The organism is Anaerobiospirillum sp. NML120449, assembly GCF_023051105.1.
Classification (GTDB): domain Bacteria; phylum Pseudomonadota; class Gammaproteobacteria; order Enterobacterales; family Succinivibrionaceae; genus Anaerobiospirillum.
On record NZ_JALKIL010000002.1, the window covers coordinates 16733 to 33859 of the forward strand.

Annotated in this window: 10 protein-coding genes and 1 pseudogene; 2 read left to right on the forward strand and 9 right to left on the reverse strand. The window is 50.6% G+C overall.

The window, feature by feature from the left end:
* Nucleotides 1-252 precede the first annotated feature (252 nt).
* From yjgA to MXE41_RS00875, 7 genes are all read right to left on the reverse strand, one after another.
* Entirely contained in the window at nucleotides 253-828 is a 576-nt protein-coding gene (yjgA, locus tag MXE41_RS00845; RefSeq protein WP_246976951.1) for a ribosome biogenesis factor YjgA, read from the reverse strand.
* A 266-nt stretch (nucleotides 829-1094) separates the two neighbouring features.
* The gene (gene tldD, locus MXE41_RS00850) at nucleotides 1095-2540 is read right to left on the reverse strand and encodes a metalloprotease TldD (protein ID WP_247099038.1); all 1446 of its coding nucleotides are present in this window, start codon (nucleotides 2538-2540) and stop codon (nucleotides 1095-1097) included.
* A 307-nt stretch (nucleotides 2541-2847) separates the two neighbouring features.
* Nucleotides 2848-3441, reverse strand: a complete 594-nt coding sequence (locus tag MXE41_RS00855) for a Maf family protein (RefSeq protein WP_247099039.1) — start codon at nucleotides 3439-3441, stop codon at nucleotides 2848-2850.
* A 371-nt stretch (nucleotides 3442-3812) separates the two neighbouring features.
* On the reverse strand, nucleotides 3813-4343 hold the full coding sequence (gene mreD / locus MXE41_RS00860; RefSeq protein ID WP_246976958.1) for a rod shape-determining protein MreD: 531 nt from the start codon (nucleotides 4341-4343) through the stop codon (nucleotides 3813-3815).
* Nucleotides 4333-5535 carry a rod shape-determining protein MreC gene (gene mreC / locus MXE41_RS00865; RefSeq protein ID WP_246976960.1) on the reverse strand — a complete coding sequence of 401 codons (1203 nt, stop codon included), beginning with the start codon at nucleotides 5533-5535 and terminating at the stop codon, nucleotides 4333-4335. Before mreC ends, mreD begins: the two co-directional genes overlap by 11 nt.
* Before the next feature lie 639 nt (nucleotides 5536-6174).
* Entirely contained in the window at nucleotides 6175-7224 is a 1050-nt protein-coding gene (locus MXE41_RS00870; protein ID WP_246976962.1) for a rod shape-determining protein, read from the reverse strand.
* Between the two features lie 2672 nt (nucleotides 7225-9896).
* Nucleotides 9897-10784, reverse strand: coding sequence for a single-stranded DNA-binding protein (locus MXE41_RS00875; RefSeq protein WP_247099040.1), 888 nt, complete (start codon nucleotides 10782-10784; stop codon nucleotides 9897-9899).
* 469 nt (nucleotides 10785-11253) lie between these two features.
* Between MXE41_RS00875 and MXE41_RS13015 the strand changes: the two genes are divergently transcribed.
* Nucleotides 11254-11388 carry a hypothetical protein gene (locus MXE41_RS13015; protein WP_281503515.1) on the forward strand — a complete coding sequence of 45 codons (135 nt, stop codon included), beginning with the start codon at nucleotides 11254-11256 and terminating at the stop codon, nucleotides 11386-11388.
* 279 nt (nucleotides 11389-11667) lie between these two features.
* Nucleotides 11668-14556, forward strand: a pseudogene (gene uvrA / locus MXE41_RS00880) (excinuclease ABC subunit UvrA); the annotation flags it as partial.
* 578 nt (nucleotides 14557-15134) lie between these two features.
* Here the strand turns inward: uvrA and MXE41_RS00885 are convergent.
* On the reverse strand, nucleotides 15135-16070 hold the full coding sequence (locus MXE41_RS00885) for a flagellin (RefSeq protein WP_247099041.1): 936 nt from the start codon (nucleotides 16068-16070) through the stop codon (nucleotides 15135-15137).
* 89 nt (nucleotides 16071-16159) lie between these two features.
* Complete coding sequence (locus tag MXE41_RS00890; protein ID WP_247099042.1) at nucleotides 16160-17095, reverse strand: flagellin; 936 nt, start codon at nucleotides 17093-17095, stop codon at nucleotides 16160-16162.
* Nucleotides 17096-17127 lie beyond the last annotated feature (32 nt).

Here is a 17127-nt window from a genome sequence, read left to right on the forward strand (position 1 = left end):
CATAATGGGCACCACAGCCCACTGCACCGCCATGGGCATTACCACATAATCAGGACATTAGTCCATGTCCAGGACATGGGCCCCGCCTCAGACATGAGCCCACGTCCTGGGAATGAGCTACGCCTCTGACATGGGTACATGTCACTGACATGAGCGCGTGCATAAAAAGGAATGCCTCATTCCAGGACGCCCCATGAAATGCAAACTTTCCTGTTTTAGAAAGCGCTAATCCTGTGGCAACAGCGGCACAAATTATGAGCCGTTGCTCCTGGCGCGGAGCATGGTGTCAGGAATTTCAACACCGGCGCGGGCTGTCTCAGCCTTGATAAACTGATACAGAGCGCGGGCTGCAGGACGATCTGGCAGAGTTGATGACAGCTCGTCATGAGCACGCTTTACCAGGGTACGCAGCTTGTTGCGGTCGATGGACGGAATAAGCTCAACCATGGCATTAACGCCCTTGATGCCGCCATGAATCAGGAACTCGCGCAGCATTTCAAGGCGCATGGCACGTGGGTCTACACTTGAGGTATTGTTCATGCCTTCAAGCTGACTTTCGAGCTCTTCATGACCAAATGAACGCATCAGCTTGGCTGCAAACTGCAGCTGACGACGGCGCTCATCAGAATTACGGCGCAGGGAACGGGCCTTTACGAAGGCTTCCTTGACCTCTTCATCAGGAAAGCTCAGACGGGAAAAGGCCTGATCGCCAAGCTGGGCGATACGATCGGCCAGCTTTCTGATAGCCTGTGCTTCACGCTTATGGGCAGAGCGACTGAGTTCATCCGGCTCAGTATCAAAACCCTCAAAATGCTCCTGTACTGCCATTGTATTCCTCTCGGGATTCATCACTTAATCGGTATGGGGGCATCACCACAGTAAGGCATTATGCCTGTCTCTCGCATCATGCGTGCCTCATGCAGCCTGTCTCTCGCATCATGCGTGCCTCATGCAGCCTGCCTCGCCACATGGGGAGCACCGCACGGGGCTGCGCCGCATGGGGCGGCCCTGCTGCTGTAGCTGCCTGTGCTCAAAGCGGTAATGCGGGCAGCGTGGGGGTGATGTCGTTACTTGAGGCCAGCTGTCAGACCTGATTATTCGGCGTTGGAGCCGCCTACGGTGATATCGCTGATCTTGATGGTAGGCTGACCTATGCCTACGCGTACGCTCTGACCGGCCTTGCCGCACCAGCCAATACCACGGTCAAACTCCAGATCATCAGCTACCATGCAAACTTTCTTCATGGTCTCTGAGCCGGTACCAATCAGGGTGGCACCCTTGATTGGGGCAACAATTCGGCCCTTTTCTACCAGGTAGGCCTCAGAGGCTGAGAACACAAAACGTCCTGAGGTGGTATCAACCTGACCGCCACTGAAGTTTACGGCATAAATACCACGATCGATGGACTCAATAAGCTCTTCTTTTTTGTACTGGCCTGGCATCATGTAGGTGTTGGTCATACGCGGTATGGTCAGACTGGAGTAGTTCTGACGACGACCATTACCAGTAGGGCTTACATTCATGAGCATGGCGCTGCGGCGATCGTGCATGAAGGACCTGAGTACACCATTTTCAATAAGCACATTGTGAGCACTGGCAGTACCCTCATCATCACAGCTCTGCGAGCCGCGACGGCCCTCAATGGTACCGTCATCAATGATGGTACAGACATCTGATGCTACTTTCTGTCCCATCTTGTCCCAGTATGCAGAGGTGCGGTTGTAATTGCCATCACCCTCCAGTCCATGACCTACAGCCTCGTGAATCAGCACGGCTGGCCAGCCTGCACCCAGAACTACCGGCATGGTGCCGGCTGGAGCCGGAATGGCATCCATATTTACTGAGGCCATACGGACAGCATCAAGGGCTACCTTTTCAAAAGCGTTATCGCGTGTCAGCTCGTCCATAAGCCATGCACCGCCCATTGCTGAGCTGCCTGCCTCGAGGCGGTCTCCCTTTTTCATGACCACGTTGACATTGAACTGAACTACAGGCTTGACGTCAGCACTGACAGAGCCGTCGGTATTGGCTACCAGCATCAGTCTGTGTACCTGACCAAGGCTGATTTCAACCTGATCTACTCGTGGATCGGCACTGCGGGCAACTTCATTGGCACGATTCATCAGTGCAATTTTCTGATCACGGGTAAATGACTCCAGCGGATTATCCTGAACATAAAGAGGACGCAGGTGATTTGGAGTGAGATTGATGCCGGCAGGTGACATGCTGTGGCCATTGCTGATGGTTCGGGCTGCACGACAGGCATCAAGAATGGCGTTTTTCTCAATGACATCAGAAAAAGCAAAGCCGGTCTTTTCGCCGCTCAGACCACGTACGCCTACACCTGAAGAGATGCGGTAGCTGCCATCTTTGACAATACCTTCTTCAAGATAGAAAGATTCACTTACAGTGTGTTCAAAGAAGATATCGCCAAAATCAAGCTTGCGCTCCTGCAGGACAGCCAGACTTTCAGCCAGGAAAGCATCATCAATTCCGGCCTTTTTCAGCAGATATTCTTTAACAAAAGCTAAATTATCCATCTTTTTAACCTCAGGGGCTGCACTTTGCCCACTTTGTACCTGATATGTGCCAGTCATAACACAGGACCACATGTGCCCCGCAGGTTACAACTCACTGCAGATGCATACCACAGGCGCCACATCGCAAGGCTGCCTGCTATAAAAAACAGCACCATGAGTGACGCTTTATAAAACTGAATGTACAGAGCTCAAACACAGAGACTGCGCTGCCTGCAGTCAGGACTCAGCAGACATAAGGCAGCAGACAGCAGGCAGCAGCATGCATACATTACTGCCAGCCAGCATGCTGTATTCAGCTGCAGGCACTTTATTCAGCTGCAACAGTGCGTGGGAAAATACCAAATTTCTCCAGGGCGATACGTACCTGACATACAGGCAGACCGACCACAGAGCTTACAGAACCTTCTACTTTTTCAATGAGCATGGAGCCAATACCCTGTACTGCATAGGCACCTGACTTGTCATCACACTCACCTGAATCTACATAGGTGTTAATTAACTCATCGCTCAGCTGAGCAAAAGTCACACGAGTAGATTCAAAAATCTCACTTACCTCATGTCCACGCATGATGCATACGGCAGTCATGACCTCATGGGTACGTCCTGATAGCATGCGCAGGATCTTACGGGCATCATCACGGCTGGATGGCTTGCCAATAATGCGATCATCGCATACCACTACAGTATCAGCTGCCAGAACCACCTCATCAGGGCGCAGCTCGGAAACGATATGAGCCTTGTCTGCAGCAATACGCTTTACATAATCGCTTGCCTTCTCACCTATGATGACACTTTCATCAGCATCAGGCTTGATAATTTCAAAGCTCAGGCCCAGCTTGCTGATAAAGTCCTTACGACGTGGGGAACTGGAGGCAAGAATCAAATCATGGGTTTTGGACATTTGTAAATCCGTTTTAACAGTTATCTGGATCCGGCAGACAGATCAAAGCAGCCAATCACCTGCCTGTAAAGGCAGGCAAGTGACTGCCTTGTATAAATCTCTTAGCGCCGCTGTGAACATCCGGCCCGGCAGTGTATGCAAAATCACCACGCATCATCATAAAGAATGTCAGCATGCCGCGCCCAACTTTACCGCTCAGCATGTGAGCTCATATCAATGGGCGCGCCCAACTTTACCGCTCACCATGTGATCTCTTGTCAATGGCCGCCTGATAAGCTCAGCATGCAGCTAAGTTTGGGCCCCGAAGTTAATACACATGTGGATACTCTCCATGACAGGAGATGCTCATAAATCAGGCACTGAAACTTAAACTACAGCTCCTGCTCTGAGCGGGTAGTAAAGCTTGAAATGCGCAGGCGATCCCAGAGCATTCTGAAGAAGATACACATGAGCGGCCAGGTAAGTATGGTAATCAGAGTCTGCCAGGCGAAATTGGTGCCGTAGCTGCCCTGACCAATAAGATGACCAAACCAGTTTACGCATACATTACTGAGGAAGTTCACCAGGCCTATAACCAGCATCTGCTGCCAGATAAGGAAGGTGGAAAAGGTCTTGAAGTGAGCTACTATGATGTAAACCTGTAAGGCCAGTACCAGACCGTTGATGCCAAGCGGTGCGCCGGTAAGAAGATCAACTGCCAGACCGGTGAGCCATGCAGCACCTACATTGATGCGACGTGGATCGGCTACGGCAAAGAATATAAGCAGCATGCCGGTAAAATCAGGGCGGTAAGCGGCGATGATGGCCGGAAGACGCATGATTTCCAGGATCATCATGACGAAAACCAGCGGAAAGAACAGCATGTAGGAGCTGCGGTAACTGACCTTTTTATTAGCGGCCACGACCAACCTCCACAATACTATTGTCCATTGGTGAAATACCCATCACAGAAGCAGTCTTGCCTTCACTTAAGAAATAATGCCCCTGCCCTGCAGCATGGCCAGGTAGTGCCATATGCACAAGTCCGCTGTACAGACCAGATGCAGAATCATTCATACTGTCATGCACTCTGTGCTCAACAGTAAACCTTTTAGTTTTATAAAGCATTCCCAGCTGCTGTTTGCTGTCATTTTTCTTCTCAGCCGGGCGGTATCCTGTAGTACGGTCCACATCGGTAAGACTGTCGATAAGACGTCTGATGCGTTCCTGTCTGAGCTTGCGCTTGCTGTCAGTCTGCTCCTTAGGCTGAAGCTCCTCAGTGTCCTTGTTCTGACTGGTCTGATAGAAGTACATCAGCACATAACGGATCTTGTCACTGTCTACTACCGGTCTTGCCTTGATCTGAGCAAAAGGCTGATCATCGGAGAATCCAACAGAGCTGACAATGGCTACAGGGTATCCCTCAGGATAAATGCCACCTAGGCCTGAGGTTACCAGCAGATCGCCTTCCTTGATATCTACGGAACGTGGCATGTTATCGATGATAAGCTCATCGTGCATACCTGTACCTGAGACAATGGAGCGAACCTGATTGCGGATATTAACCACAGGTATGGCACTGGAAGGATCAGAAAAGAGCAGTACACGGGAACTGGCATAGGCCACACTTACCACCTGACCTACAAGGCCCTCATCGGTAATAACAGGCATGCCCTCATAGACACCACTGCTGGTGCCACGGTTAACTACAATACGCTGCAGATAAGGGTCACTGTCGACGCTGATCACCTCAGCAAACATGCGGCGGGAGCTGGACTGGACAGGGGAGTTGAGCAGCTTGCGCATGGCAGCGTTTTCCTGCTCAAGAGTCTGAAGACGCATGATATCAACGCGCTGCAGATAGTTCTCATTGGACAGGCGCTCATTCTCCTCTATGAGGTCAGCACGGGTCTTAATCTGTGTGGAAACAGCTTCAGATACTGTCTGCGGGGCCTCAGCAAAGACCAGAACAGGATAGAGTGCGGTTTCAATGTAGTAGCGGAAATCACTGAGCAACTTCATGCGCACATCAAGAAAGATGAGCACAATTGAAAGCACCATTACCAGCAGGAAACGCATGGTGATAAACAAGGTCGGAGTTTCTGCTCTGTTCAAATTATCCACCTCTGTGGGGGCTGAAAATTCCGCAATCTGACTGATGGTCTGAGTGATAACTGAGCGCTGACAGCGTAGTGACCGAAGGAGGCTGGCATGATAGCCCAACGATGTCAGGGCTGTGACCTGCGATACAGCATGACACCCGAGCAAGGCCAGCCATGGCCCATGGCTTAAGCATCTTAAACCGGCTTTATCAAGTATCAGCGGCAAGCTGAAACAGCGATAAGCTGAATTGCGGCTACGGATGCGCAACTTGAGGACAGGGAATGCCTGCACTGAGGATTGAGCGGCCCTGAGGTTCAGTGCCTGCATGGCCTGAAGATCAGTGCATGCAGTCCCTTGGGATCGGCACCTGCATGCCTTTAGGACAGTGCATATATGCCCTAAGGATCGGGGCATATATGCCCTCAGGATCAGACATAAGCTTTATGAAAAGCAGGTTTTATCTTACCTGTAACTCAGTATCGACTGTATGCCTGAGCGCACTCCTGTCCCGCACTTAACCGTAACTCATATACAGTACGATCAAACAAAACAGCCCAACCTAACAAAATCAGGTCGGGCTTTTTGCTTTTAAGGCACGGCAGGATGTACCCAACATCACTGTCAGGCAGCTAACTGCCTGAAATACATGGCCTAGTCGAAAATCTCATTGTCCTGAGCGTCGTACATCTCAAGAGCACGACCACCACCACGGGCTACGCAGGTGAGAGGATCGTCAGCAACGATAACCGGAATACCGGTCTCCTCACGCAGCAGCTTGTCGAGATTATGCAGCAGGGCGCCACCGCCTGAGAGCATCATGCCGCGCTCGGCGATATCGGCAGCCAGCTCTGGTGGAGACTTCTCAAGAGCTACACGAACGGCAGATACGATGCCCTTGATAGGATCACTTAATGCCTCAAGAATCTCGTTGGTGTTCAGGGTAAAGGAACGAGGTACGCCTTCTACAACGGAACGGCCTCTTACTTCCTTCTCGTGAACTTCCTGCTCAGCATAGGCAGAACCGATGTCGATTTTGACCTGCTCGGCAGTTGCCTCACCAATTTCGTAACGCTTGGTGTTACGTACATAGTTGATAATGGCCTGATCGAAACGGTCACCACCAATACGTACTGAGCTTGAGTAAACCACACCGTTGAGGGAGATAATGGCAACCTCAGTAGTACCACCACCAATATCAACGATCATGGAACCGGCAGCCTCAGATACAGGCAGACCGGCGCCGATGGCAGCAGCCATTGGCTCAGTAATCAGGAATACTTCAGAAGCACCGGCACCCTCAACGGACTCACGAATAGCACGACGCTCAACCTGAGTAGCACCACATGGTACGCATACCAGAACACGTGGAGAAGGCTTGAACGGGAAGAAGTGAGAGCCGGTCAGCACCTTGTCAATAAAGCGCTGGAGCATGATGGCGGTGTACTGGAAGTCGGCAATAACACCGTCCTTCATTGGACGTACTACTTCGATATTGTCAGGATTCTTACCGAGCATGCCCTTGGCACTTTTGCCTACGGCTTCAACTTTGCGCTGAGCACCGCTGTTCTTGTCGAATCGTACGGCGACTACTGAAGGTTCGTTGAGAACGATACCCTTGTTTTTAACGTAAACCAGTGTGTTTGCGGTTCCAAGATCAATGGAGAGATCGTTGGAGAACATGGCGCGAAGTTTTTTAAACATTTGTGTAAACCTTGGGCCGGTAAATCGAAAGATAGTTGGCTATGCCGGAATTGATTTGAAATTACAGGGAGAGAAACCCTTGACAGGAGAAACTGCCTGAACAGTCAGTGCAGAAGATTCAGGGTCTGGAATAACAGACAGAAGTTCTCTTTACACAGCTGTGAGACCTAAGAGTTTTGTTGTTCTCAGGACACACGAAAATCCGAGCGCCGATCCCGAACTTTTTGACCTTATGGCCTTGCCAGGAGACACTTTAGGATTTCATACGATAAAAGGATGCCTGCACCTTAAAAAAATACTTTTAAAAGGCCGGATTTATCGAATTTCGCCCTTCAGGGCAGCTGTCGCTCACCTCAACGTGGGACAGATATATAAAGATTAAAGCTGTGCTGTATTGTCCCCCATGCGCAAGCATGGCAGGTGTGAACCTCTGAATAATAATCCTCGTATTGATGGCTTTCCGTGTTGCCGTAAAGCCTGGAAGACCGGGCAATACGGCATCAGAAGTTATACAAGTGAACCTCGGCTGACGGATACCACAGTTAAACTGCAGTCTGCGGCTTCCTTTCATTGCATATAAACAGCAGCATCAGCTGCCGGCAGATACAGTGCAAGGTGGCCTCAACACGTCCCTTCCTAACGGTAGAGCTGTGCATCTGCACTCAGGTGAATGCAACAGCCAGTTCCATCTTCTGCACATACATTTCTGTCAGCAGGCATAACATGTGCGGGCAAGCGGCTTTTACTTCGTGAGGATCAGCCTCATATGTACACCTCTGGCGACCGGTTGTTCTCTCAACACGTACCTGTAAGCTCTGCAATCTGCAAGCTGTGTCTGATCTCTTTCAGACCTGCAAGTACCAGAAAGGTTTCCGGATCCGATAAATTCCCTGTTTCATGCCCTATTTCCGTCCATTGCTCATGGCCGTACCATCCTGAACGCTGTCTGACGAGCCCAAATCTCCACATCCGTCATTAACCACATATCCACTTCATAAAATGAAACAGACGAAAGGTTACACCAACTGCGATGCAGGTTCGTCCCTCGAGCAGAACCTTGCCGGACACCAGCTCATATATAAGGCCGGATTAAAGCAGCATTTTTCACAGATAAATTCAGTTCCGTAAAACCATTCCGCATCTTGCGCGATCCCATGCGGAGCAGATGCACTGCAACAAACTGTCTGCAAACAGCATCATGATGACGGATAAACGGGCGGCAGTCAGGAGACATAAGTACCTGATGCATCCGAAATAAATAGCTCTCTGCCGGCTCCATGCTCTGTGCTTTCAGGCATGAGCGCATTCAGACTGAAACTGCTTTGAGTCAGGCTGAGCAAAGAATGCTTTCAATCTACTTTAGGTTTTACTTATTCGACATTCCCTTGCGGGATTGAGCCAGAAAGTGCTTTGCGCTCCTTCCAGGCAGGGCTGGTCGTGCCCTTTGCCAATACCTGCAGTACCGGCATATGCATATGACCCTGTATTACTTCACCCAGGCACCAGCCATATTCTCCCTCCCAGCATCCCGAACCAGCGGGCATCCAGATCACCACCCTTGCGGGCATATCTGCACACATCTTCGATGTGCTCTGGTGCACATATCAGCCTGAGGCTGTACTCACCACCAGATGTGTTCATGAGAAAAAGGCCGCACCCTGAACTGAAATGCAGCTGTGTAATATCTGCTGAAAACTCACCCTCCGACAGGAGGCCCATAATCAGCGACCTTACACATACTTATTAAGATCAGGTGCAATTGCAAAGTATAGCACACGCGTGCAGTCACGCCCATAAACATCAGCTTCCGGGCATTGCTGGCACAGTGCTTTTCTGCAGCGAAGTGTCGGTGCACACAGGCACGGTATTTAATAAAAAATCCGTGCTGCAGGGGCACTTGGACCCTATATTAGCAATACCAAAGATCTTAGCACTATCACAACAAATTTGACAATAGATAGCGGGCATGACTCATAATTCTTACCGCTTATTTATCGCATTTGCACCGACAAACATAAAAATGCTTGCTGAACTGGTGCACAGGCGCCGCTCTTGCTACTGTCTGAGCGCAGAACATTTATATATGACAATATAAGCCCGCCAAATAACAGCTGTCCCCACCAGGCCCGCGCGCACGGCCATGCCGAACCATCATCATCCTGCAAGAGTTGCACATCACAACACAATATTTATAACAGGAAATTTATTAGTAACCCCTCGACAGATACGAAAAGCATCAGCCATACAATGATGAGGAGATGGAATGGTGCGATATGAGATGGTATGGGTCAGATGGGATTGGATGGGGTGAGATGGTATGCGGCAGATGAGATTGGATGGGGTGAGATGGTATGCGGCAGATGGGATTGGATGGGGTGAGATGGTATGCGGCAGATGAGATTGGATGGGGTGAGATGGCTTTGGGAGGGATGGGAGTAGAGAATTATATGAAGCAGGACTTAGTGACAGAGGCTGTTTCAATTGCACAGCATCAAAGCTGAATATGGTCACTGATGCAGAGATATTCTCAAAAAAGTACCTGGGCTTAATCCATTTGTTAAAAAGACTCCAGAACAGCAGACGAGAAAAGCCCTCAGAGAACAGCATTGCGTTCTGCTGAGGGCGATTTATGTCTTTACAGCAAGTCTGAACAGTGTGTCAGACAGTGATTATTAAAACGGAATATCTTCTTCACCACCGCCAGTTTCCATACCAGGGGCAGCTGGAGCAGCACCGGCAGGAGCTGCTGGTGGAACACCGCCGTCGGCAGCTGGTGCAGCATAAGGAGATCCTGCTGGAGCATCATATTGAGAGCCTGTTGGGGCACCATAAGGTGAAGCTGGAGCTGCACCTGCCGCAACACCGCCTGCAGCAGCTGCAGCACCGGCTACAGCACCGTAACCTGCATTATATGGCTGGTATGGTGGCTCAGCTGGCTGAGATGGAGCGCCATATGGGGAAGCAGCCGGAGCTTGCTGGCCGCCACCGAAGCTGTCATAGCCCTGAGAAGCTGGCCCCTGAGGCTGCATTCCGCCTCCCTGATCCTGTCCCCACTCATTGCCATAAGGATTGGCTGACTGAGCGCGGTTCTGACCATATCCTCCCTGGGATCCATACTGGCCGCCATTATTGTAGCCGCCGCCACCATACTGACCGCCGCCGTACTGGCCACCGCCATACTGACCGCCACCGTTATAGCCCCCCTGACCATCATCACGACGGCCACCGTCGAGGAAAAGGAAATTATTGGCAATAATTTCAGTAGAGTAGCGCTTGGTACCGGTAGTCTTATCGACATAAGAAGAGGTTTTCAGGCGGCCTTCAACATACATGCGCTTGCCCTTGTTGACATAACGCTCAATGCTGTCGGCACTCTTGTTCCAGAAAGTAACACGGTGCCACTCAGGAATTTCTTCCCACTGACCGGTGTCACGGTTCTGAACGGACTCATTGGTTACTATTGTCACATGAGCAACCTTGCCTCCGCTTGGGAAAGTACGAATCGTAGGCTCATCAGCGGTGTAGCCGATAATCATGACTTTGTTAAGACTTTTTGCCATAGGGAATGTCCTTTTTTAGCACCTGACAGGCGCGATTACAAACGGGCGGCTGTATACAGCACAACCAGGAAACACTTCCTTATCCAAGGAAACGTCCGGCTGCTGCAGAGCTGACGACAAGTACATCAGAAGTACCTGTCCTGATGAGCCTCAAAGTTAAGCTTTGACACTGGTCTTCAACAGCTGTAAAGACAGTTGAGCGGCCGCCAAACGTGCAACAATATTAGCGCAAGCTTTTGACAAAAAACAGCTGGCAAATTCGGATATCATGGGATAAAAAGCAGGATCTTTTTAACGTCAGATCCCTTAAATTCAAGCTTTATAAGGCATGATTCAGCCCTGCCCAGCCAAAGTCATGCCCATTTTGGAAAATCCTTAATTGCAACCCCTGGTCTTTCTCCAGGCACTTCCCGACATCCCAGGTATTCATACCTGACGCATCCAGGTTGCCCAGGACTAACTTGCATAAATGAATGCATATTGCCACGGCCGATCCCGCATCGTTCCAGGTTGCTATAGCCGCTCCCGCACCGTTCGTGGTGGCTATGGCCGCTCCCGCATTGTTCCTGGTTGCTATAGCCGTTCCCGCATGCATCCAGCTTGAATGCCTGATTATGAAGCATTCATCATTTTGGGCCCATCATTGATGAATCATTCTTAGCATCAGCTTTGGACGCTTACGCCTGAATCAATACTGAAAAGAGGTACCTCTGCCATTTTTTGATCAGCTGTATTGCCAGGGATGCAATACCTTATGATATTTGCCCTAAAATTACTAACCGCATACACGGCATCATCCTTAAGCCCGAAAGGGCAGTTGCTGTGCTTACTATGGCAGTGACGGCCTTTTTCAGGGCCTTTAATTACCTGACAGGTAGAACATATGGACAAAATAGTTGTTCGCGGAGCCCGCACCCACAATCTTAAGAACCTTACTGTTTCCATACCGCGTGATCAGCTCTGCGTTATCACGGGTCTGTCAGGATCAGGCAAGTCATCTCTTGCTTTTGATACCCTTTATGCCGAAGGTCAGCGCCGCTATGTAGAGTCACTTTCATCTTACGCCCGTCAGTTCCTGCAGCTTATGGACAAGCCTGACGTGGACTCTATTGATGGTCTGTCACCTGCCATTTCCATTGAGCAGAAATCAACCTCTCACAATCCCCGCTCTACTGTAGGTACCATCACCGAAATCAACGATTATCTGCGTCTGCTCTTTGCCCGCATTGGTCAGGCACGTTGTCCGGAGCACGGCACAGTGCTCAAGGCTCAGACTGTTTCAGAAATGGTAGACCAGACCCTTGCCTGGCCAGAGGGCACCAAACTCATGATTATGGCTCCGGTGGTAAGAGGACGTAAGGGTGAGTACCGTCAGCTCTTTGCTGAGCTATCCCAGCAGGGTTTTGTTCGCGCCCGTGTTGACGGTGAGATCTGCGACTTAAGCGATCCTCCTGATCTCAAGCTGCACATCAAGCACACTATTGAGGTAGTGGTCGACCGTTTCAAGGTCAGACCTGATGTTAAGCAGCGTATTGCAGAATCATTTGAAACAGCCCTTAAGACTGCCAACGGTCTTGCCATGGTAGTACCGATGGACGACCACCGTCCTGAAGATGAGGTACTCCTCTCATCCATGTACTCATGCCCTGAGTGTGGCTACTCTATTTCTGAACTTGAGCCTCGCAACTTCTCCTTCAACAGCCCTCACGGAGCCTGTCCATGCTGCGATGGTCTGGGCAAGCTGATGGTATTTTCAGAGAGCAAAGTTGTACCGGATCCGGAAAAGTCCATTGAAGAAGGTGCCATTGCCCTCTGGGATAAGCGTTCCTGGTCTTTCTACCGTCTGCTCGTTCCTGCCTGCGATGCCTGGGGCATTGATATCTACGCTCCCTTTAAGGATCTGCCACGCCGCCATCAGGAACTGGTGCTCTACGGCACCTCAGGAAAGAGCTCAGGAGGCATTAACGGCACCAGCTCTCAGGCTAAGGGGGATAGTAACAGGGAAAAAGCCGCCTCTTCACAGTCTGCACAGACAGCTGGTGAGCCACTCAATGGCCACAGCTTTATGGGTGTAATCCACTATTTTGAGCGCCAGGCACGTGAAAGTGACTCTGAGTCATATCAGAGCCAGCTGCAGAGTCTGATGACAGCCCGTATCTGTCCTGAGTGTCAGGGTGCCCGCCTGAAAAAGGAATACTGCAATGTCTTTGTAGGCGGTAAATCTCTGCCTGAAATCAATGAGATGTCCATCAGTCAGTGCCATGAGTTCTTTTCTGAGCTCAGCCTTGGTGTTCAGGATGGTCAGATTGCAGAGCGTATTTTAAAAGAGGTTCGCGAGCGCCTCATGTTCCTTAAGAATGTAGGTCTTGGCTATCTTAATCTGGCCCGATCTGCTGACACTCTTTCAGGTGGTGAAGCCCAGCGTATCCGTCTTGCCAGCCAGATTGGCGCAGGACTTACCGGCGTTATGTATGTACTTGATGAGCCAAGCATTGGCCTGCATCAGCGCGACAATCAGCGCCTGCTCAATGCTCTGATGAGACTTCGTGATCTGGGCAACAGCGTCATTGTGGTAGAGCATGATGAAGATGCCATAAGACAGGCTGATTACATTATTGATATCGGTCCAGGCGCCGGTGTCCATGGCGGTAACATTGTAACTGCAGGCTCTCCAGAACATATTATGAAGTGTCCTGATTCCCTTACTGCAGATTATCTCAATGGACGCAAAAGCATTGCTGTACCACGACGCCGTCATGCTCCTAAAGGCTGGCTGACCCTCAGCGGCTGTAAAGGCAACAATCTCAAAAACGTCACCGCATCTTTCCCGGCCGGCTGTTTTACTGTAGTCACAGGTGTATCAGGATCAGGCAAATCAACACTGGTTAACGACACCCTGGTGCCTGCCGTTGCTGCTCATATCCGCAATACTGGAGTTGATGATCCGGACAGCGGTTTTGGCTGTGAGGAAATCACCGGCCTTGAGAACTTTGACAAGCTTATCTGTATAGACCAGAGCCCTATTGGCCGTACTCCGCGATCCAATCCGGCAACCTATATCGATCTCTTCACCTCCATACGTGAGCTCTTTGCTCAGACTGAAACCTCAAGAGCACGTGGCTACAGTGCAGGACGCTTCTCTTTTAACGTCAAAGGCGGCCGCTGTGAGGCCTGTCAGGGCGATGGTACCATTCGTGTAGAAATGCACTTCCTGCCTGATGTCTACGTACAGTGTGAGCACTGCCAGGGTAAGCGCTATAACCGTGAAACACTTGAGGTCACCTACAAGGGCAAGAACATCAGCGAAGTGCTTAATATGACAGTGGAGGAGGCCTACACCTTCTTTGAGGCTATCCCACGCATTAAGCGCAAGCTTCAGGCCCTTATGGATGTCGGTCTTTCCTATATCACTCTTGGTCAGTCAGCATTGACCTTCTCGGGCGGTGAGGCTCAGCGTATCAAGCTTGCCAAGGAACTCTCCCGCGTCTCAACCAGGAACACACTATATGTGCTCGATGAGCCAACCACAGGCCTGCACTTCCACGATGTACGCCAGCTGCTGGACATGCTGCTGCGCCTGCGTGATGACGGCAATACCGTTATCGTGATTGAGCACAACCTTGATGTCATCAAATGCGCTGACTACCTGATTGATATTGGACCTGAGGGCGGAAGCGGCGGTGGCCAGATCATTGCCACCGGCACTCCTGAAACAGTTGCCGGCCAGAGCCAGTCCTTCACCGGACGGTTCCTCAGGCCTATTCTGGAAAAGGCTGGCACCATGGCCGACCAGGAAGCCATGGCCGCATTCACCACCACAACCCAGGCCGCCGCATCCAGGTCCCCTGCATCCAAGGCACCAGCATCCAAGGCTACTGAGCCCTCTGCAGATGCAGTCGCATTAGAAGCTGTCGCCTCAGATGCCGCCGCTTCAGATACTGATGACGCAGCAGCTGCGGCTGAAACATCAGCTCCAGCTAAAGCAAAGAAAGCTGCCAGCCCCCGCAAGAAGACCTCCCTGTCTGGAAAGAAAGTAAAGACAGCTGTGGAGCTTGAGGATGAGCCAGCTGAAAAGCCGGTCCGCCGCACCCGCAAGAAGAGCGATGCTGCGGAAACTGCAGCAAATGATGAAGCAGCAGCTAAGGTTAATGAGAGCAAGACAAAAACCAAAACCAGAACAGGCAGCCGCTCCCGCAAAAAGGCTGAATAAGCACTATCAGACGAATGCAGCTCAACCACTCCTTTAACAGGATGTCTTAGCTGCAGCAAAAAGGCCCTCAGGCAAAATGCCTGAGGGCCTTTTTATGGCTACTCCTGCGAGCAGCCTCATACATTATTCTGTACGAAAGATTAGCCTAACAATGACAGACCGAGCTGTGGACGGGTATTAGCCTGCATCAGCATAGAGGTAGCAGCCTGCTGAATGATGGACTGCTGAGACAGATTGGCTGATTCTTCAGCGAAGTCTGCGTCACGAATACGGCTACGGGCGTCAGCCTGATTGGCAGAAACGTTAGCCTGGTTGCGAATAGAGCTCTCCAAACGGTTTTGTATAGCACCCAGGCCTGCACGCTGACCATCGACTGCGCCAATGAGCTTATCAATATGCTCAAGAAGCTTGGTTGCATTCTCAGCAGTACTGATTTTTACTGACTGGGTAGTCTTATCATAGAAATCGGTTATTTTATTCTGAACACCTGCAAGAGTAGCAATTGCTGAGAAACGCATTGAGTTTACTTCAAAACTGATAGTATCGCCTTTATTAGCGCCTACCTGCAGAGTTAAAGTGCCCTTATCAGCTTTACCACCACCAGCACCCGGAGCACCGCCAGCTGGAGCACCGTAGATGTCGTCACCATTGCCAGCGCCATCGAGGACGGTCTTACCACCAAACTTGGTCTGGCCAGCGATACGGTTAATTTCCTGAGCCAGTGCGTTTGCTTCCTTGTTAAGAGCAGCACGGTCCTCTGCGGTATTGGTGCCGTTAGCGGACTGAACAGCCAGGGTACGGATCTTCTGAAGCATACCGGTGACTTCGTCCATTGCGCCTTCAACAGTCTGAGCAAGGGCAATACCGTCAGAGGCATTGCGGTTGCCCTGGTTAAGGCCATTTATCTGAGTGGTCAGACGGGAGCTTATCTGCAGACCTGCAGCATCATCCTTTGCACTGTTAATTCTCAGGCCAGAGGAGAGTCTTTGATAGGTAGTAGTAAGCTGATTCTGGACATTATTGAGATAGCGACGTCCGTTGAGTGAGCTAACGTTGGTATTTACATATACAGCCATGGTTGTACCTCTTAAATCTTAATCCTGGATATCAAGTATCTGTAAGGAGAGCGGCCTAATCATGTCTCCCATAAGTACGTGATGAATCCTTAGCCAAGAAGTGACAGACCAAGCTGTGGACGGGTGTTGGCCTGCATGAGCATGGAGGTAGCAGCCTGCTGAATGATGGACTGCTGGGACAGGTTGGCAGACTCTTCGGCGAAGTCTGCGTCACGAATACGGCTACGGGCATCAGCCTGGTTGGCAGAAACGTTGGCCTGGTTTCTGATGGAGCTCTCCAAACGGTTTTGTATAGCACCCAGGCCAGCACGCTGAGCGTCTACAGCGCCAATAAGCTTATCAATGTTCTCGAGCAGCTTGTTGGCATTCTCAGCAGTGCTGATTTTTACATTCTGCTTGTCCTTATCGTAGAAATTGGCCAAATCAGCCTTAACACCTGCAAGAGTAGCAATTGCAGAGAAACGCATTGAATTAACTTCGAAGCTGATGGTATCACCCTTATTGGCGCCTACCTGCAGGGTTAAAGTACCTTTCTCTGTCTTATTACCAGCACCACCAGGAGGGTTAGCAGCAGGAGCACCGTAGATGTCGTCGCCGTTGCCTGCGCCATCGAGGACGGTCTTACCACCAAACTTGGTCTGGCCGGCAATACGGTTAATCTCTTGGGCCAGTGCGTTTGCTTCCTTGTTAAGTGCAGCACGGTCCTCAGCGGTATTGGTGCCGTTAGCGGACTGGACAGCCAGGGTACGGATCTTCTGAAGCATACCTGTGACTTCGTCCATGGCGCCTTCAACAGTCTGAGCCAGAGCAATACCGTCCGAGGCATTGCGGTTACCCTGGTTGAGGCCATTAATCTGAGTGGTCAGACGGGAGCTGATCTGGAGGCCTGCTGCGTCATCCTTGGCACTGTTAATTCTCAGGCCGGAAGAGAGTCTTTGATAGGTAGTAGTCAGCTGATTCTGGACATTATTGAGATAGCGACGTCCGTTGAGTGAGCTGATGTTGGTATTTACATATACAGCCATGGTTGTACCTCTTAAATCTTAATTCTTGATCA